Annotated in this window: 13 protein-coding genes; 2 read left to right on the top strand and 11 right to left on the bottom strand. The window is 45.1% G+C overall.

The genetic code is table 11. From position 1 onward, the window contains the following. The first annotated feature begins 98 nt into the window (after nucleotides 1-98). On the top strand, nucleotides 99-1172 hold the full coding sequence (pdxA, locus tag CLV42_RS03885; protein WP_106600559.1) for a 4-hydroxythreonine-4-phosphate dehydrogenase PdxA: 1074 nt from the start codon (nucleotides 99-101) through the stop codon (nucleotides 1170-1172). Between the two features lie 67 nt (nucleotides 1173-1239). Here the strand turns inward: pdxA and CLV42_RS03880 are convergent, their stop codons facing one another. The 11 genes from CLV42_RS03880 to CLV42_RS03830 all read right to left on the bottom strand — a co-directional run bounded on the left by CLV42_RS03880 (nucleotide 1240) and on the right by CLV42_RS03830 (nucleotide 17694). Further along, entirely contained in the window at nucleotides 1240-2091 is an 852-nt protein-coding gene (locus CLV42_RS03880; protein WP_106600558.1) for a class I SAM-dependent methyltransferase, read from the bottom strand. Between the two features lie 178 nt (nucleotides 2092-2269). Further along, nucleotides 2270-2917: a hypothetical protein gene (locus CLV42_RS03875; RefSeq protein ID WP_106600557.1), complete on the bottom strand. Its 648-nt coding sequence runs from the start codon at nucleotides 2915-2917 to the stop codon at nucleotides 2270-2272. A 60-nt stretch (nucleotides 2918-2977) separates the two neighbouring features. After that, nucleotides 2978-5128, bottom strand: coding sequence for a TonB-dependent receptor (locus CLV42_RS03870; protein WP_106600556.1), 2151 nt, complete (start codon nucleotides 5126-5128; stop codon nucleotides 2978-2980). Nucleotides 5129-5317: 189 nt separating this feature from the next. After that, nucleotides 5318-6895, bottom strand: a complete 1578-nt coding sequence (gene atpA / locus CLV42_RS03865) for a F0F1 ATP synthase subunit alpha (protein WP_106600555.1) — start codon at nucleotides 6893-6895, stop codon at nucleotides 5318-5320. Between the two features lie 87 nt (nucleotides 6896-6982). Continuing rightward, the gene (gene atpH, locus CLV42_RS03860; RefSeq protein WP_106600554.1) at nucleotides 6983-7543 is read right to left on the bottom strand and encodes an ATP synthase F1 subunit delta; all 561 of its coding nucleotides are present in this window, start codon (nucleotides 7541-7543) and stop codon (nucleotides 6983-6985) included. A gap of 95 nt (nucleotides 7544-7638) precedes the next feature. Continuing rightward, nucleotides 7639-8133 (bottom strand): F0F1 ATP synthase subunit B, encoded by a 495-nt coding sequence (gene atpF, locus CLV42_RS03855; protein ID WP_106600553.1) that lies wholly within the window; start codon nucleotides 8131-8133, stop codon nucleotides 7639-7641. A 116-nt stretch (nucleotides 8134-8249) separates the two neighbouring features. Continuing rightward, nucleotides 8250-8531, bottom strand: coding sequence for an ATP synthase F0 subunit C (atpE, locus tag CLV42_RS03850; RefSeq protein WP_012788904.1), 282 nt, complete (start codon nucleotides 8529-8531; stop codon nucleotides 8250-8252). Nucleotides 8532-8576: 45 nt separating this feature from the next. Further along, nucleotides 8577-9716: a F0F1 ATP synthase subunit A gene (gene atpB, locus CLV42_RS03845; RefSeq protein WP_106600552.1), complete on the bottom strand. Its 1140-nt coding sequence runs from the start codon at nucleotides 9714-9716 to the stop codon at nucleotides 8577-8579. Between the two features lie 127 nt (nucleotides 9717-9843). Beyond that, entirely contained in the window at nucleotides 9844-13611 is a 3768-nt protein-coding gene (locus CLV42_RS03840; protein WP_106600551.1) for a DUF3857 domain-containing protein, read from the bottom strand. A 52-nt stretch (nucleotides 13612-13663) separates the two neighbouring features. Beyond that, nucleotides 13664-15337, bottom strand: coding sequence for an ABC transporter ATP-binding protein (locus tag CLV42_RS03835; protein WP_245901452.1), 1674 nt, complete (start codon nucleotides 15335-15337; stop codon nucleotides 13664-13666). 161 nt (nucleotides 15338-15498) lie between these two features. Beyond that, nucleotides 15499-17694 (bottom strand): hypothetical protein, encoded by a 2196-nt coding sequence (locus CLV42_RS03830; RefSeq protein WP_146154302.1) that lies wholly within the window; start codon nucleotides 17692-17694, stop codon nucleotides 15499-15501. Nucleotides 17695-17818: 124 nt separating this feature from the next. Here CLV42_RS03830 and CLV42_RS03825 point away from each other — a divergent pair, with 124 nt between their 5' ends. Further along, nucleotides 17819-18565: a DUF1003 domain-containing protein gene (locus CLV42_RS03825; protein ID WP_106600548.1), complete on the top strand. Its 747-nt coding sequence runs from the start codon at nucleotides 17819-17821 to the stop codon at nucleotides 18563-18565. Nucleotides 18566-18717 lie beyond the last annotated feature (152 nt).

Genomic DNA, 18717 nt, shown 5'->3' with positions numbered 1-18717 from the left:
TTAAGGAAAACTTAGCGCAATGCTGCAAGATACCGGGGTGCTGCCTGTACAGCTTCCCGGCTATTATTCTTATATTTGCCCATTATTCTCAAATTAACATGAGTAGCAACACCCATACAAATAAACCGGTAATCGGCATTACTGTCGGCGATATCAACAGTATCGGCGCAGAGATCATCATCAAAACCTTTGCAGACAACAGAATGCTGGAGTTTTGCACCCCGGTGATATTTGCTTCCAATAAAACTATCAACTTCTACCGGAAGCTGATGAATGAAAACAACTTCAATTACCAGAGCCTGAAAGACTTCACCCGTCTGAACCATAAACAGGTGAACGTGTTCAACTGTTGGGAGGAAGAAGTACAGATCACCCCTGGTATTCTGAATGAAGTAGGCGGTAAATATGCAGCCCGCTCTCTGGCAGCAGCCATTGAGTGTTTGAAAGAAGGTCACATTCAGGGCCTGATCACCGCTCCTATCCATAAAAAGAATATCCAGAGCGAACAATTTAATTACACCGGCCATACTCCCTACCTGCGGGATGCTTTCGAGGCAAAAGATGTGCTCATGTTCATGACGGCTGACAATATGCGGGTAGGCCTGCTTACCGAACATGTACCGGTAGCAGAGGTTTCCAAATATGTAACAAAGGAAAATATACTGGCCAAGCTGCAGATGATGAAGGATAGCCTGATCAAGGATTTCGGGATCGATAAGCCCCGTATCGCTGTACTTGGCCTAAATCCTCATGCGGGAGATGATGGCCTGATAGGGCAGGAAGAGATCCAGGAGATCAATCCCGCTATCCAGCAGGCGAAAACCAATGGTATCCTTGCTTTCGGCCCCTACAGTGCCGATGCTTTTTTTGCCCGTCAGATGCACAGCCAGTTCGATGGTGTACTGGCCATGTATCACGATCAGGGCCTGATCCCATTCAAATCACTGGCAACCGGTAGTGGTATTAACTATACAGCCGGCCTGCCTATTGTGCGTACATCTCCTGATCATGGTACCGCATTTGACATCGCAGGTAAAAACCTGGCAGATGCTGACTCTTTCCGTCAGGCCATTTTTACCTGCCTGGACATCCTGGAAAAAAGAGAAACATATGCGGAGAATACCAGCAATCCTCTGAAGAAAATAGAGCTGGTTTCAGAAAAGTTAGCTTAAATTATAAAATTGTAAAAAGAAAGGGAGTGCCGTTTACACAGCACTCCCTTTCTTTTTACAATCAGATTCAGATATGAAAGGAGATAATTTCCAGTAAGCCTTTCCGCTCGCCCCTATAAACCTTATTCTGTCCATTAAGCACATATTCCGCTGCTTGCATGTCATATACATCCAACTGGTCAGCCTCCAGCAGTGATAACAGATTCTGTATCTTTTTGCGGCTGAACTGTTGTAAACGGCTACCTATGTAACTTTCCATTGTATCCAGCATCTCTTCTGCCTTTGTAGATGAACCAACCGGCAATCCTTCCGCATGCACCATGTAATCCATGATCACGGCATTCGTTTTCGTTCTTGAACAGAAATTCCGCATGATGCTCAGAAACTGTTCCTCAGAAATATAATGAATAATGCCTTCAAATATAATCAACGCTGGTTGTTGCGGATCATAACCCGCATCGATCAATGTACTCATCAGCTGATGAGTATTATTAATATCGGCCTGCAACGTATGTAATCTTTCATCATGGAAGGAAATAGCGGCATATATTTCCTGTTTCTCCCGCATGTTGGCACTATCTACTTCGTAAATACTTGCTAACTGCTGCTCAGGGAAATATTCCGTCAGCTGCAGGGCGAGAGGATCCAATCCGGCTGCCAGTATGCACACCTGCTGCCGGGGATGTTGAATCATCAATTGTTTGATCAGGTACCTGATCATTCTTTTTCTTAATAATAACGCTTCGCGGAATAAGGGCGTAATTCGGCTCAATTCATCTGCCAGATTCTTTACCTGACTAAAATCAATATGGGCGAGATATTCTCTTCCCAGTCCTTCTTCATACAAACTTTTGACATAGGTCAGTACCAGTGCAGAAGTGGACGCAACGCTCAGCTTGTTGACACCACCAGTTTTCATGGAATATACTTTTCAAGGTTAACAGATGACAGCGTTAATTTGTTAACACGTCTTATTAAAGATACCCCCAACAACTGATACCGTATTGCAGGATGTTGGCACCAATAGAAAAAGCCAGGAATTAACGGGAAGATAATTCCCATTAATTCCTGGCTCATGATGCCTGATTTCCGGTCTGTTATTTTATCTGTGCCAACAACCCTTTTGTATATGCTTCACCCCAATGAGGCGCGATAGCACTGGCAGGCTTAAATGCGCTGAATTTTTCCAGGGCAGTTTGGAATTTTTTCTTTGCTTCGGTCTTGCTACCTCCGAACTGCTCTGGTGTATAGAACAGGGATTGTCCCTGCAACATATACACTCTTGGATTCTCCTGGTTGATCTGGTTGGCCTGTGCTAATAACTCGGCTGATTCCATACCATATTTCATACCTCTGGTAGGTGGATCTACACGGATACGGGAAGTAGCTACCAGCGATTTGATACAATTGATCTCATCGTTTTTAGGACTGATGGCCTCCGCCTGCTCAATGTTTACTGCTGCCTTATCTGCCAGGTCATCTACTTTGTCATTATCCCGCTGCATCAGCGCACTCATTACATAACAATAACTTGCATAGTAAAAAGGCAACCACTGTGTTTTTTCTGCGGCGGCGATACGTTCAAAGGTGTTGCCGATTTCAAGTAATCTGTCGGGGTTAAAATTCGCGGAGTCATCCAGCATTGTAACATTTTTGGTCATCACGCTCTCGTATTGAGCACTCTGCGCCATGGATACTGATGCCAGGCCAACGAACAGACAAATGGAAAACAAAATACGCTTCATTGTAAAAGTGTTTAAGTGTTAATTGTGGTTTTATATAACGGTTTTAGAATGGGCTATAGATTATAGATTATTGATCACATCCTGCCTTCTGTCTATTCCGAAGTTCATGAACATACCAAGGTAAATGAACCGGGGAATATTAGGCACTACCTCTTGCCTGCGCAATTTATCTGAGGAATATCGATAACCATATACTTGTTTGAAGTTCGGTGCATTCGATACTGATAGCACAAATATGGTGAACGCCTTGCGGATGGATGTCAGATAGCTGGCGCTTAATCCGATGGAATTATAAGTCATAGTTTTTTCTGACATGAACTTACTATCCGGCAGATTAGGATTGTAATAAGGCCTTCCTGTTGAGAAACTGTATGTGATACCCAGGTTGGTGGAAATAGCAGGGATAGTATATTTATACACCACGCTGAAGGTATGTTTCGCAGCAAAATCAGGCTGTACCTCGAAAGGGTAGTTCAGGTAATTACGCTTTGTATCCAGGTAGGAATAAGAGATCCAGTAATCCGTGTTTTTAATTGTTTTACGATCGCGCCAGAACAACTCGATACCTTTTGCATAACCTGTTCCTGAGGTGGTCGTATCAGGGCTGGTTTTAACCAGATCGTGATATTTCTTGTAAAAGGCTTCCACTCGTAGTGTATAGTGTTTGGCTACCCACTGGTAAGTGGCGATATAATGTGTTGCCTTCATATAACCCAGATCAGGTTTAAAACGGAGATACTGTTGTTCCGGTTTCTCGTAAAAATCACCGTAGGCAAGAGATACCTGGCTTAAACCTGTCAGTTTATAAGCCAATGATACACGGGGAGCTATATTCGCCTTATCCAGTACGGAAGAATATTCCACCCTGCCGCCAAAGCGACCTACCAACCTCGGAGTAACATAGATATCACTTTCCACGAATCCCGCAGTATAGTTGTCTACATAGTTTGCCGGCCAGTTGTTGAAGGCTGATTTCTCCACACTATACTGGTATTCTCCTCCGAAACGTAGCATGGAATATTGTCCCAGTCCTTTGGTCAGCATTGCTTTCACCTGTCCCAGTTCCGACTGGTTCTTCACTTTTGCCGGCGTGCTTTTATTCAGGGTATCCAGGTCTATCTTATCAACATTCGTACTATAGGATAGTCCGGCGTTGAATTTCCAGTCGTTACCCAGGCTTTCTTTATATATCAGGTTGGTGTAGATGTTTTGGTTCTTCAGCTCAAACTGTTCCTCATAACCAGGATGTTCCAGGCTGGGACGAACAGTACCCATATGGGTCTTATTGGCATATCCATAAAATTTCAGCATACCGGTTTTGGAAGTCTTCCTCCTGAAATTGGCAGAGGCACCCATGATCTCAGGATTTGCGCTGAACCTGTATTTTGGCTTCAGCACATTCAGATAAGGTCCCAGGTTGGTATAATCTGCTTCGATACCATAGGAGCCTTTTTTATCTTTTGACAGTTCTTCCATTCCTCCGCTCACTCCAATCACGGAGGCGCCCAGGCTATAAGAAGAACGCTGTGGCAGGTCTGTTGATTCCAGGATCAGCGCAGAAGACAACCCCTGACCGTACTGGGCAGAATATCCACCGCTGCTGAAGGTCGTACCCTTAAACAAGAAGGGGGAGAAACGACCGCGACCGGGTTGGTCGGGAAGGCCTGAGTAAAATGGATTACGTACCAGCATACCATCTATATAGGTTTGTGTTTCGTAACCGGTGCCACCACGTACGAACAGCCCTTCTCTATCATTTGTCTGTTGGGTACCTGGTAATGTTTTCAATGCATTCACGATATCAGCGCCTGCTCCTGCAGTAGTTACAATATCCAGGGGTTTCAGTACGGTGGTCTTTCCTTCATCACTGGCTTCAAAACTGCCGGCAGTAATTGTCACGACTTTCAGGTCATTGACATTATTACGCATGATTATATTCACCTCCAGTGTTCCATCAATGAACACTTTTTGTTCCTGGGTGGTATATCCCAGTAAAGTAGCAGTAATATACTGTACACCTTTTACATCGGTGGTAAAGGAGAAACTGCCATCTGCACCACTGGTAGCCCCGTCATAGGTATCTTTTATGGCAACATTCACACCTTGTAAAGGACGTTTCTTGCCATCGGTGATCTTCCCGGTGATTCGCTGCTGTCCCATCATGCAGACCGGTAAGAATAGTGTAAACAGAATCAGGTTGAGTTGTTTCATGGGGGATTTGATGTTTAATAACAGAACAAAGCTACTCGTACATTCCTCCCTTTTCAATCCATAAAAGGTAAAGGCGGGGAAGATTGTCGGTAAAAACAGGGGATTTGTCGGCAGGAATTGAATATAAAGATAGGGAATAAAAAAGCTCACCGGCGAAACCGGTGAGCTTGATAAAAAGATGTATGCTGATTAAGCGAATCTTGGTTTCAGTTCGTTTACCAGTGTTACCATGCGTTTCAGGCCATCTTCAGGCAGGTTACCCTTCTTGAATTCGCCCAATACTTCTGGCAGGCGTACTTCCATTTCATGCAGGAAAGCCTCTTCGAATGCTTTCACATTCTTTACAGGCACTTCACGCAGCAAACCGTTTGTACCCAGGTAGATCATAGCGACCTGTTTTTCTACGGAGTATGGAGCAAACTGGGCCTGCTTCAGGATTTCCACGTTACGTGCACCTTTATCCAGTACTACTTTGGTAGCAGCATCCAGGTCACCACCGAATTTGGAGAATGCTTCCATCTCACGGTATTGCGCCTGATCCAGTTTCAGGGTACCAGCTACTTTCTTCATGGATTTGATCTGAGCGTTACCACCTACGCGGCTTACAGAGATACCCACGTTGATCGCAGGACGGATACCGGCGTTGAACAGATTGGATTCCAGGAAGATCTGACCGTCAGTAATGGAGATCACGTTGGTTGGGATGTATGCAGATACGTCACCAGCCTGTGTTTCGATGATAGGCAGCGCTGTCAGGGAACCACCACCTTTTACCAGGTGTCTGATAGACTCTGGCAGGTCGTTCATCTGTTTAGCGATTTCATCCTTGCTGATCACTTTCGCAGCACGTTCCAGTAAGCGGGAGTGCAGGTAGAATACGTCACCAGGATAAGCCTCACGGCCAGGAGGACGACGCAACAGCAGGGATACTTCACGGTAAGCAACGGCCTGTTTAGACAGATCATCATAGATGATCAGCGCAGGACGACCGGTGTCACGGAAGAATTCACCGATGGCAGCACCAGCGAATGGAGCGTAGAATTGCAGTGGAGCAGGATCAGCAGCAGAAGCCGCAACGATGGTTGTGTAAGCCATAGCGCCTGCTTCCTGCAGGGTTTTCATCACACCTGCAATGGTAGATGCTTTCTGACCTACTGCTACGTAGATACAATAAACTGGTTTACCAGCGTCGAAGAATTCTTTCTGATTGATGATGGTGTCAATACAGATAGCGGTTTTACCGGTCTGACGGTCACCAATCACCAGCTCACGCTGACCACGACCGATAGGGATCATAGCATCGATCGCCTTGATACCTGTCTGCAGTGGTTCTTTTACTGGTTCACGGAACAGAACGCCCGGAGCTTTACGTTCCAGTGGCATTTCATACAGTTCACCAGTGATAGGGCCTTTACCGTCGATGGCAGCACCCAGTGTATTTACAACACGGCCAACCATGCCTTCACCAACTTTGATGGAAGCGATCTGACCGGTACGGCGTACTTTATAACCTTCTTTTATCTCCCCGGATTCACCCATCAATACCACACCTACGTTGTCTTCTTCCAGGTTCAGTGCGATGGCTTTTACACCATTTTCAAATTCCACCAGTTCTCCGTAACCAACGTTGTTCAATCCATATATACGAGCGATACCGTCTCCCACCTGCAATACAGTACCTACCTCTTCCAGGTCGGCAGCAGCATTGAAGTTGCTTAGTTGCTGGCGTAATATCGCCGAAATTTCATCAGGTTTTATCTCCACCATAATGTATGCTTTTTATAAAAGGTCGTTAAAATGATTGAATATAACGACAACAGCTTTGCGTGTACGCAGCGGCTGCTGTGAATTGTTTTATTTGATTGCAGGCACGTAAATGTTCTCTGCAAACTGTTTTTTGATATCATTCAGATCGCGCAGTACGGAAGCATCAAACAAGTTGTTATTAGTTTCCAGTACAAAACCACCGATCAGATCAGCATTTACAGCTGTTTCCAGCTTCACCTGCTTATCTGTGCCAGCCTGTACTTTAGTCTTGATCAGATCCAGCACTGCTGCGTCCAGCGGAACAGCGGTGGTGATCTTCACTTTGCTGATGTTTTTCAATACATCGTACTGCTTACTGAACTCCTGTGCAATTTCCGGCAGGTTGCTTTCCCTTCCCTTTACCACCAGCAGTTTTACGAAAGCAGCAGTGATGGCATTTATCCGGCCTTCAAAGATAGCAGCTAAGATCTGCTGTTTCTTGTCAGGCTTAACGATAGGGCTTCTCAGCAGCACAACAACGTCCGGATTGGTCTTAGACAGCTGCTGCATGAACAGCATGTCGGCATTTACCGCTTCCAGCTGACCTTTTTCGGAGGCCAGATCTACCAGAGATTTTGCATACCGGGATGCTAAACGGGGATTCTGCATATTAGTTATATATCTTTGGGCCTTTCAAGGGGAAAGCTACAGAGGAAAGATTGTTTATCTATCTCCTGTAGCTTCCGGCTTGCCAGCCTATCTCTTTAGTTTAATTTGATTTCTCCAGCCAGTTCTTTGATGTAGCTTTCCTGAGCTGTCTTGTCAGACAGTTCTTTACGTAACACCTTTTCTGCTACCTCGATTACCAGTTTACCCACCTGGTTCTTAACGTCTGTCAGAGCAGCCATTTTCTGGTTGTCGATAGCCGTATAAGCTTCGCTGATGATCTTTTTAGCTTCCAGCTGTGCCTGTGCTTTCGCTTCGCTGAGGATCTGATCTTTAGCATCTTTTGCTTCCTTCAGAATCTTACTTCTCTCAGCTTTTGCTTCTGCCAGTACGTGCTCATGTTCAGCTTTCATCTGCGCCATTTCTTCCTTTACTCTTTCTGCAGATGCGATGGCATCAGAGATAGAGGTTTCCCTTTCTTTCAACGTGGACAGAATTGGTTTCCACGCAAATTTCTTCAGGATAAGGAATACAATAATGAATATGAGTAATGAAATGAAAAACAAGCCTAACGCGGGCTGCAACAGATCCATGATTATGAATATTTATTTGGTTCGCAACTTGATTGATAAGCAATCCGATACACATCCTTTGTAAAACATTACTGCATCCTTTGCCCTGTGCGCCGGATGCAGTAAAAAGTTTAGCCTTACAGCACTACTGCCAACAGACCAGCGATAACGCCGAACAGGGCAACACCCTCTACCAGCGCCGCAGCCAGGATCATGTTTGCACGGATGTCGTTTGCAGCTTCTGGCTGACGAGCGATGGATTCCAGCGCGCTTTTACCGATGTTACCTACACCGATACCAGCTGCGATAGCAGCGATACCAGCACCAATAGCACCACCAGCCTTAGCCAGACCTGCTGAAGCAGCAGCAGCTGCAGCAGCTTCAGGAGCAGCCTGCAATAAAACAGTTAAAATTGCCATAATGAATGTGTATTTATATTTGATTACTAATTTGTCCTATAATAATTAATGGTGCTTGTGACCGTCATCATGATGATCATGATGAGGCACTTCCATACCCTGCCCGATGAACACCGCTGTCAGATTAGCAAAGATGAACGCCTGGATAAAAGCCACCAGCAGTTCCAGCATCATCATCACGATGTTGAACACTACAGTGATCGGTAAGAAACCATAACCTGCTGCTTTGTTCAGGGAACCAAAGATAAATACCAGGGAGATAATGCTCAGGATAATGATGTGACCCGCCAGGATATTAGCGAAAAGTCGTATCATCAGGGAAACCGGCTTGGTGAAGATACCGATGATCTCAACAGGTACCAAGATAGGCTTAACCCATCCCGGAACCGGTGGGTTCAGGGTGTGCGCCCAGAAATGCTTGTTTGCACTGAACGTGGTTACTATGAAACTGATCAGGGCCAGGGCGAAGGTAACCGCAATGTTGCCGGTAACGTTAGCAGAACCTGGTAACAATCCTAACAGGTTGTTGATCAATATAAAGAAGAAGATAGTCAGAATGAATGGAGCATAACGCTCTGCATTACCACCCGGGATGTTTGGCTTTACCACCTCATCGCGGATAAAGATGATCACCGGTTCCAGGAGACTCTGCAGACCCTTCGGCGCTTTCTTTGAACCTCTGGTTGTATAGGCTTTCGCTACACTGGTCATCAGCCAGATCAGCAGGATACCTGCCAGGATCATAGAAGTAATATTCTTGGTGATGGAGAAATCGTAAATCGCTGCACCAGTAGGGTTATCATTGGCGTCTACGGCAATGATCTTTCCATCGGGGTATTTAGCCTCTTCCAGCCCTTTTTCCTCACGGTAATGCTTGGTTAACAGGCGGTAACCATCATGCGACTCATGGCCATGATGAAAAGCAGAAGATGAAAAGGCGGAAATTCCTTTATCCTTATTATAAATAATAACAGGCAGGGGAATAGTAACATGTGTTTCACCCATGCTGAACAGGTGCCAGTCATGTGCGTCCTTTACGTGACCAAGAAGCACTTCCTTGGCATCAAAACCCTTCTTCTCCTCTTCGCGAGATTCAGAAGTATTCGCAAACGTACTAAAACCACTTATGCTAAGTGCAACAATAAGGGCTACCAGTCTATATTTGGACAGATTGTAGGAAATCACCGCTTTCTGAAATTTTGCGCAAAGATAGCAGTTTTATTATCAAAAAGGTAAGCGACTACAAAAAATATGTACAACTAAAGAGGGACCATAAAATACGGTCCCCCTCCCTCATAACATATTGGATTATTTACTTAAATGAAACATATTTCTGCTCAGCAGCTACAATCAGATTAAAGAAATCCTTCATTTTCGGGAAGGCATCCGGTTGGATGTTGTCACGGATATTTGTCTGAAATACTCGCTTGATTAACAGTTTATTAGGTGCCGTCTTCACGTAAGTCAGCTCATATTTCATATCCCCAAAGCTGGCCTGCACGTTACCAGGTACCTGGTCGAACGCTTTGCCCACCGGCAACTCGATCTCTACCTCCGTATTATAATGGTCCACATTCTCATATCTCCAGTACTCAAACGGATACTGACGGGGCTCATTATTGAAGATGTCAGCCGTTGCTACTATATCAAGTAATGGTGGCTTCACCATGTTCAGGTCGCCTACACTGATCACATCGTTCTTAACCGTATAGGTCGCATCCATGATCACGGTGTCTTTCAGGTTATCCAGGTTGCTGAAAGAGAATTTCTCGAGGGTAACCGGATTCCTGAATTGTCCGGAAACTGATTCCTGCAGGTCCTTCTTCAATTCATCCTGCGCCTTGTCGCTGTAACTGCTGCGTAAACCGGAAGCTACTTCCCCGTTAGCCGCCAGGATGGTATTAATATGCAGGTCGGTATTGTCCACCATGATCCTGCTCTTCCTGCTTTTTGTCACATCAAAATGCCCCTGTGGCTCAAATAAGCTGATCGCCTCGCCTGACTTATATTCATAAGGGATATTTAATATCTGTGCGCCGACCAGGCTTTGTGGCATCGCATTGAAAGGCAGGTGATTATCAGTGAGTTCCAGGCTACGGTACTCTTTTCCATCTTTATACCGTACTATACAGTGGTTAAACTCCATAGACGGTAGGCGCATACTCTGCTGGCCATTACCACGGGTGCTCACCAGCACCAGGTTGGCCTCCATTCCTGCCTTGCGGGCAAAAGACACAAACAGGGTGGAAAGGTCCTTACAATCTCCCAGACGGGTATTCAGCGTTTTAGATGCCCGCTGCGGCACATAGGCGCCCTGCCTGAAAGAAACTGAACTATAACTGATGTGCTGCTCTATATAATTGTAAATACGCTGTGCCTTTTCATTATCGCTTAAACCGGCTACCCCGTTCGGGAATACCTCTTTATAGGCCGCGTTGACATCAAAGTCCTCTTTAGACTGAATACGTGTAATATCACTATACCACTCCGCAATGAAATCCCATGACTTCACAGTAGATACATGTAACACCTGTCCTATATCATTGACACTAGGACTGTACCCTTCATCTTTAAAGGCAGGTACATTACGCATCTCCCAGGTATATAAACGGAAATTCTCATGTTTGCTTTCCACCGGTTTTACGCCCTGGCTGTTTGTCAGCTCATAGTACATCGGCAACTGATCAACTACCAGGATGCTGTACCTGGCCATCAACGTCGGACTGAAAGTAGAGAAGTAAAACTTGTCCCAGTATTCACGTCCCAGGCGGCCAATACCATAATTGCTCACCTTATAGTTCAGGTACACTACATCTCCCGGTTCCAGTCGTGTATATACCACTTCATTGTCATACGTCTCAGCCGGTACTTTTGCCCCGCTCGCTTTTACCACTTCCGCTTTGACAATCGTCATATCCTGGTATACACTGTTGTACGGGATGCTCACTTCCTTCCAACGCTCAAGACCGTCTTTGTTATTGATATAGACTGCGATGTTATTTACCTGCTCACTTGCCCCTTCTGCATAAAGTACAACCTTCTTCTCATTGAAAATGTAATAGTAGCTCTTGGAAGTGTCCTTCTTTGCTTTCAGGTTTTTATTGATCTCAGCGTAATAATCCTGCTGAGGAAAATAACTGAATACATCTGGTTTGCTTTCCAACTCCCGGATCTTCTCCCTATAGGTATATCCACCTGCATAAAGCTGCAATGCCTGTTTGTAATACTCAAGTGCCTTTTTCTTATCTCCCATCTGCAGATAACAGCTGGCAATATCTCCCAGCGGCTGATGCTGATAAGGACTTATCTGATGTTCTATCTCCAGGTAATGTATGGCAGAATCATATTCCTGGCGGGCAAAGAAATGCGATACCAATGGCGAATAGGTATTGATATCATAAGGCGCTGAGGCGATAATCCGTTTCAGCGTGGCCACCCCCTTTACAGGTTCATTCTGCTGAAAATAAGCTTCCGCCAGTGCTTTCATCATGTCATATTCGTAATACTTCGCCAGGTATTTTTCCAGCACTTTTAGTCCTTCCACCGGGTCTTTCAGCATCTGTTCATGATACTGGGACATTGCGGCGGCAAACTGAGGATTCTCCGGATATTTTGCATACGCTTCTTTCAGCAGGTACACCATACTGTCCACCCGCTGCAAATAGGCATTCAGATATAATCGTTTTGCAACAGACCATACCCTGGGGCCATTTTTCGCATCCATCTGGTTGATCATATCCAGCGCCTCTGCATACTTCTTCTCTTTCTCCAGCTGATCTTCGTTATTCTGCATCACCTGGTAGTTCTCAGGGTCCATCTGTTTGATCTTCTCCGTCAGCTCAGTCAGCGTAGTTCTGTCATATTGGTAAGACATGCAGTCCATATACTGATAAAGGACCAGGGCATTGTCCGGGTATTTTTTATACAATCCGTACATGGTTGCTTTCGCCTTATCACGTTCTTTGTTACGCGTATACACTTTGGAGAGCAGAATAGCATACATAGGGTCCTGCGGATATTTTGCAATTTGCTCCCTGAAATATGCCTCTGCAAAATGAGGCAACAATTTAGGTGTATCTGTGCTCTTATCCAGCTGATATGATTGTACATCACTGGTGATACTGATGCCTTTCAGGGGCTCATACTTTTCATCTGCCAGACGTACAATGAAGTTCGGTATCTCATCATTGGTAAATCCTATCTGAACCAGAATGCGATTATATCCTTTATTGAGATGACACCGTACATTATACTGATCCAATTCTGTCGCACGCTCCTCTTCTTCAGCAATCAGCAGTTTATCATTTATCCATACTTTCAGTGAACCTCTGCCCCCCAGACACAGGATTGCATCTTTATCAGCATCTGCGTTTACAAAAGTCTGTGCATAACCAACAGCAGTATTAGCAGGAAATAATGAACCCACAAATACCCAGCCCTGTTGCGTTATCAATAAGGGTTTGAACCAGTCGATGGTGGTGTTATTGTAGGAAGTGAATCCTTTACCGGCAGCGGGGTCTTTCACAGGGCCATACTCCTTGTTGAAACCGCTGCCGCTGATATTATCGAAAGCACCAACGAACTGCCAGCTTTCCAGCGCCCCTATCTTTGGAAAGGCCAGTGCAGCACTATCCATCATTTGTCCGCTGAAATAATGGAAGCCTTTAAAATAGTTGGCTGCTGCTTTCAGAGAGCCATGAAAACGGGGTTCATTCAGCACCCGTTCCAGGTTAGCCCGCTGCTTACCGGTTTTAACGCCATATTCCCCCAGGACGGCATCATTGAACCACAGCGCGTAGACATAAGGATTGATATCAGTAAAAACATCTAGTGGATTGGGATACCTGTCTAAGAAGCCAGCGCTGTTCATTTCATACGCCTCTAACAGGATCAATGCCGCCATGGCATTACTTTTACGGGCAGGATCACTTTTCAGCGCTTTCCTGAAATACTCAATTGCATGAGGTTTGTCGTTTTTATTCAATGCGTCCCAGCCTTTGTCATAGTCCCCGGCAAAGGTAACAAACGAAAAAAGTGACAGTAATGCACAAACAATAATAGATTTTTTAAAGCAGTTCATAAATAGGAAAGGGATTATGATTATTTCACTACTCTAATGTAATGAAACTAGCTCACATAACCCCGGTCTGCTTGAACTGCATGCTATGTAACTTGTAATAAAATCCACCGAGTTTCAGCAATTCATCATGGGTTCCCATTTCCCTGATCTCACCCTTATCCAGCACAATGATCTTGCTGGCCTTGCTGATGGTAGATAATCTGTGTGCAATAATGATAGATGTACGATCGGAGATAAGCTTGTCTATGGCCTGCTGGATCAGCATTTCTGATTCCGTATCGACGGAGGAGGTAGCCTCATCCAGGATCAGGATGGAAGGGTTATACAGCAGTGCACGAACAAAAGAGATGAGCTGCCGCTGTCCTAACGACAGCGTGCTTCCGCGCTCCATTACCTGGTAATCATAACCGCCTGGCAGTTGCATAATGAAGTCATGCATTCCTATCAACCGGGAGGCCTGTTCTACCTGCTCTTTTGTAATAGCAGGATTACGAAGTGTTATATTCTCATATACAGAACCGGCAAACAGGAATACATCCTGCAATACTACTCCTATCTTGCTGCGGAGCGCCGACAAAGAATAATCTCTAATATCAGTACCGTCTATCAGGATCCGGCCTTTCTGTATTTCATACAAACGGTTCAGGATACTGATGATAGTCGTTTTACCGGAACCGGTATGCCCTACTATGGCGATGGTTTCACCCGGACGGGCAGCAAAATCAATATCCTTCAATACATACTCTGCATCTTTATATGCAAAGTAAACGTGGTCAAAAGTAATCGCACCTTTCATGGTGGCAGCATCCTTTGTCCCTGTATCAGCAATATGATCATCACTGTCCATGATCCTGAATACACGCTCACTGGCCACCATTCCCATCTGCAGCGTATTGAACTTATCGGCCAGCATACGCAGCGGACGAAACAACATGTTCAGGTACATAATAAAAGCGATCATCACACCCTGGGTCACCTCATAGTTCAGTACCTTGTTAGCGCCCCACCACACCATCAGGCCCAGGGAAATCGCCAGGATGATCTCTACAACAGGAAAGAATACTGAATAAGCAAAGATGGCATCTATATTAGCCGTGCGGTGCTCCTTGTTGATCTGACGGAAACGGGCATATTCACGCTTTTCACCGGTAAATGCCTGTACGATCGCTACACCGGTCAGGTGTTCCTGCACGAATGCGTTCAGGGCCGATACCGCATTCCTCACGCGGTAGAATGACTTATTTACGCTTTCCTTGAAAATATAAGTAGCAATGATCAGTATGGGAAAAGGAGAAAGGCTGATCAGTGTTAGCCGCCAGTCTTCGAGGAACATCACCACAAGTATCGCGATGATCATCAACATATCAGCGATGATGGAGATCAATCCCTCAGAGAAAACATCATTAATGGCCTCTATATCATTGATGGTACGGGTAGTGAGCGTTCCGATGGCTGTTTTATCAAAGAATCCCAGGTTAAGGTGTACGATCTTCTTATAGACAGTGACCCGGAGGTCTTTTATCACAGACTGTCCGAGCCAGTTGCTGAGATAGGAGAAGTAAAAACGCATCACTGTTTCCAGCAGCAGTAACAGCACCTGGATGACCGTAATAATGATCAGCATCTGCATCAGCTGACCTGCTATATATTTGTCTACTGTTAGCTGTATCAGGTATGGCCTCATAGGCGATATAACGGCAAGTAATACCGTCAGGAACATCGACATATAGAATGAGCGCCTGTATGGAACTGCAAAAGTGAATATCCTCCTTAATAAGCTAATATCAAAAACCTTCTTGACCGCTGTATTTTCCACTGTACAAAAGTATAAAGAAAAAGCCCTCCGGCAATATTGCCGGAGGGCTTTTTCTTTATTTCATCATTCGTTTACTTATCCTCTTTCATGATCTGTTTGTAGGCCTTGATAAATATAGCACCCAGGTTTTTATGGGGTGGTACATAATCGCTGAACAGCTCCTTATTACGGGCATCTCCGGCAAACCGTTTGCCGAGTGACGCCCACATCTGTACCCAGTCTACATTTTTACCGCTGCGGATAGTCTCGTCCAGGGTACGGATGATCGGTTCATTCACGAAACGGGTTCCTACCTGTTTGGAAGAAATGATATGCGCCTCCGGCGATTTCTGCAGTACAATGGCCAGGTTATGATAACCACCACAGGACCCCAGCACTACGATTTTAGCTGAACTCTGCAAATTGTCGAGGGTCGTATTCACATGATAACTATGACCACGGTGAATAAACACAGTCGGATGAATATCATTCTCATCCAGGTATTCGCTCAGTTTCTGGATAGCCTCTTTATCTGCCGGCTCTTCCAGCGGAAGGTTGGCATAAATAGTGATCGGCTTGCCCTTGATAGACTGGATGGTAGTCCAGTACTTGTTTTTACTGATCTTCCACTCACTTGAAGGGAAATTGCTCATGAAGCTTACGTAAGAGTCATGCCCGTCTTTATCGCCATAAAAGAATACCTGCTGATACACCATGCCACTATCACTCAGCAACGCATTATAAGTCACGAAGTTAATAGGAGGCAACTGCAACTTTGCAGCCATCTCACTGGCTTTTGAAGAGTCACTGCCTTTATCCGTTTCCGTATCGAACAGGCTTCCCAGCAATTGGTAGATAACAGTTCCTCTCCTCTCTTTCTTACGGGATACATAGATATAATTCTTCTGTACTTCTTCCCGCAGGAAAGCCAGTAATTTCGGATCACGGATGCTGCCGAAAGAGTTGGCAACGTCCACTGCATCTTCCAGATCTTCCGTTTTTTCCAGGCTACTCACATACTTTTTCATGAGATAGTTTGCATTCTCAGGAGCCATGGATTTCAGGAAGTTATCCAATGTATTGAAACCAGCAGCCATGGCAATGAACTTCTTGAACCTGTCGAACTCCACCAGCATCAGTAAGCTGTCCCCACGCGGCGGTTTCATACGTGCCATCATCTGGTCATAGATACCCGCATTATTGTGGTTGGTATAACTGGAAGTGTACAGTTCTTCCTGGCCATTGATGATCAGGTAATAGAGCTCTTCAGGCGTAAAGTCTTTTACTATGCGGAAACGTACTGGCGCCGGTTCCTCGTGCAGGTCATTTATCTCGCGGATATAATGCAGGGAACGGGCCTGCAGGTTTTCCAGCATCGCTTTCAGACCAATGATGTTTTCCCCGTTATTTTTACGGTTTTGTAACGCGATAGCACTTTTCACCAGTTGTTTGAAATACAAATCCTCATTATCGGCAATAGCTGACAGCTTTTCTACTGTGGTAGTGCCGGCCATCAGCTCATCAATGAAAGGCAGTATCAGGGTGGATTGTCCTGAATTACCTATCTGGACGATCAGCTGCACGATCGGGTCCTGGTTCTTCTTAATGGCAGTAGCCACCGGCGTATAGGAAGTGGCATAAGTCAGTACCTGGTTCGGATATTTCCTGGCAACCGCGGCTATTATAGAATCCGTAGCCGGATACTCAAGGTAATTTCCTATCTGCGACATAACTGTTTCCAGATTGCTGAAGGCATATTTGGCAAATAATACACCGCGGGCTTCCTTGTAGCCGCGATTATCGTGGAAAGGCTCTATCATCCTTTCTCCTGCGTCAAACGACAGATTCTGCACATAAGGCAGGATGCTGGCGCCTTTGATATCAGCCTTCATCATCTCGCGGTAAGCCTGCACCATGGCCGGCGCCTCTTCCGGCGCTATCCTGCGGTAGCTACGCTTGATATTATAGTCGTGAATCATTACATACAGGCCAGAAAGATATTTGATCTTCAAACGATGGTCCAGTGCAGAATCCAGCTCAATCTGGGTCTGCATGTCATCTATCTGTTTGATCAGCGCATCAGTAACCTGCAGATTGATGGTCTGATCGTCTGATACACGTACCAGGTCGTCCGCCTTACCATCAAATTTCAGGGCAGCAGCCTGTTCTTTGTCAATGTTGTCATGGAAACCAATTCTTCCGATAGGTATTTCAACTTTTTGCGTTTGTGCATACAGCAGGTCCTGTAGGGAGACCAGCAAGAAGATAATAGTTATAATTCTTTTCATTAATATAAACATGCTTTACTCTAACATGCTAAAGCCAGTATAGCAAATTTACTACCAAAATACCACAGCTCCACATTTCCGGCCTATTAGCGTACTTTTATGCCTCCAAAACAGTGAGTTTCATATGCAAACCTTTATTAGCGATATGTCGGGAAAATCGTTCCCAAGTTCAGAAAAAGTACACTGCCGAAGCGTCAGCAAAAACATCCTGGAGCTGGTTCAGAAAGAGCATCCGCATATCACTTCCAAATCCCATCTGGCTGTATCCGAACTGAACGAATACCGGCAAAAGTACCTGGAACACCTGTTTGCCCGGGAAATAGGAGAACTGACCGAAATGGAAAAGATGGTCCTGCAAAAGCTGAAAGAACACGAAACGCTTACTGATAAACTGGAAGCTGGGGAGAATCCCGCCAGTTTCACCTTCGGACAGCGCCTGGCTGACAAAATAGCTTCTTTCGGAGGCAGCTGGACCTTTATTACGCTGTTCCTGCTGTTCATCCTGGTCTGGATAGGCATTAACATGTACTGGCTGACCAATAAGGGATTTGATCCCTATCCATTTATTCTGCTGAACCTCATTTTATCCTGTCTGGCTGCGTTGCAGGCGCCTGTCATTATGATGAGCCAAAACCGGCAGGAAGAAAAAGACAGGCAGAGATCTAAAAATGATTACATGATCAACCTCAAATCTGAGCTGGAACTAAGGATCCTGCATGAGAAAATAGATCATCTCATCATGCACCAGCAGCAGGATATGATGGAGATACAACAAACACAGCTGGAAATGCTAAATGAAGTGAATCAGACCTTAAAAAGGATGGCTGGAAACAATAATAATCAGCGACATACGAATGGAGATAAGGCGTAATGATACTATCATAACATCAACTCTCCCAAGGAAAAATAGCGTATTTTTGCATAACCGGTATTCCTTTGCTGTTGTGCATTATGCCCGAATTAACAATTAGATAATGTTAACTTTTCATTAATAGCGGAGACGACGTTATAATTTTGTGCCGT

It is taken from the genome of Chitinophaga ginsengisoli, assembly GCF_003014595.1.
Lineage (GTDB): Bacteria > Bacteroidota > Bacteroidia > Chitinophagales > Chitinophagaceae > Chitinophaga > Chitinophaga ginsengisoli.
The sequence above is the reverse complement of the archived record's forward strand: the minus strand, read 5'-3'. Positions and strand labels throughout refer to the sequence as shown.

Bases quoted from the DNA above. Each gene is read 5' to 3' on its own strand.
- atpF (WP_106600553.1), bottom strand. From the start codon at position 8,133: ATGGATCTGTTGCAGCCCGCGTTAGGCTTGTTTTTCATTTCATTACTC.
- atpH (WP_106600554.1), bottom strand. From the start codon at position 7,543: ATGCAGAATCCCCGTTTAGCATCCCGGTATGCAAAATCTCTGGTAGAT.
- pdxA (WP_106600559.1), top strand. From the start codon at position 99: ATGAGTAGCAACACCCATACAAATAAACCGGTAATCGGCATTACTGTC.
- CLV42_RS03870 (WP_106600556.1), bottom strand. From the start codon at position 5,128: ATGAAACAACTCAACCTGATTCTGTTTACACTATTCTTACCGGTCTGC.
- atpA (WP_106600555.1), bottom strand. From the start codon at position 6,895: ATGGTGGAGATAAAACCTGATGAAATTTCGGCGATATTACGCCAGCAA.
- CLV42_RS03880 (WP_106600558.1), bottom strand. From the start codon at position 2,091: ATGAAAACTGGTGGTGTCAACAAGCTGAGCGTTGCGTCCACTTCTGCA.
- CLV42_RS03830 (WP_146154302.1), bottom strand. From the start codon at position 17,694: ATGAAAAGAATTATAACTATTATCTTCTTGCTGGTCTCCCTACAGGAC.
- CLV42_RS03840 (WP_106600551.1), bottom strand. From the start codon at position 13,611: ATGAACTGCTTTAAAAAATCTATTATTGTTTGTGCATTACTGTCACTT.
- atpE (WP_012788904.1), bottom strand. From the start codon at position 8,531: ATGGCAATTTTAACTGTTTTATTGCAGGCTGCTCCTGAAGCTGCTGCA.
- CLV42_RS03835 (WP_245901452.1), bottom strand. From the start codon at position 15,337: ATGTCGATGTTCCTGACGGTATTACTTGCCGTTATATCGCCTATGAGG.
- CLV42_RS03875 (WP_106600557.1), bottom strand. From the start codon at position 2,917: ATGAAGCGTATTTTGTTTTCCATTTGTCTGTTCGTTGGCCTGGCATCA.
- CLV42_RS03825 (WP_106600548.1), top strand. From the start codon at position 17,819: ATGCAAACCTTTATTAGCGATATGTCGGGAAAATCGTTCCCAAGTTCA.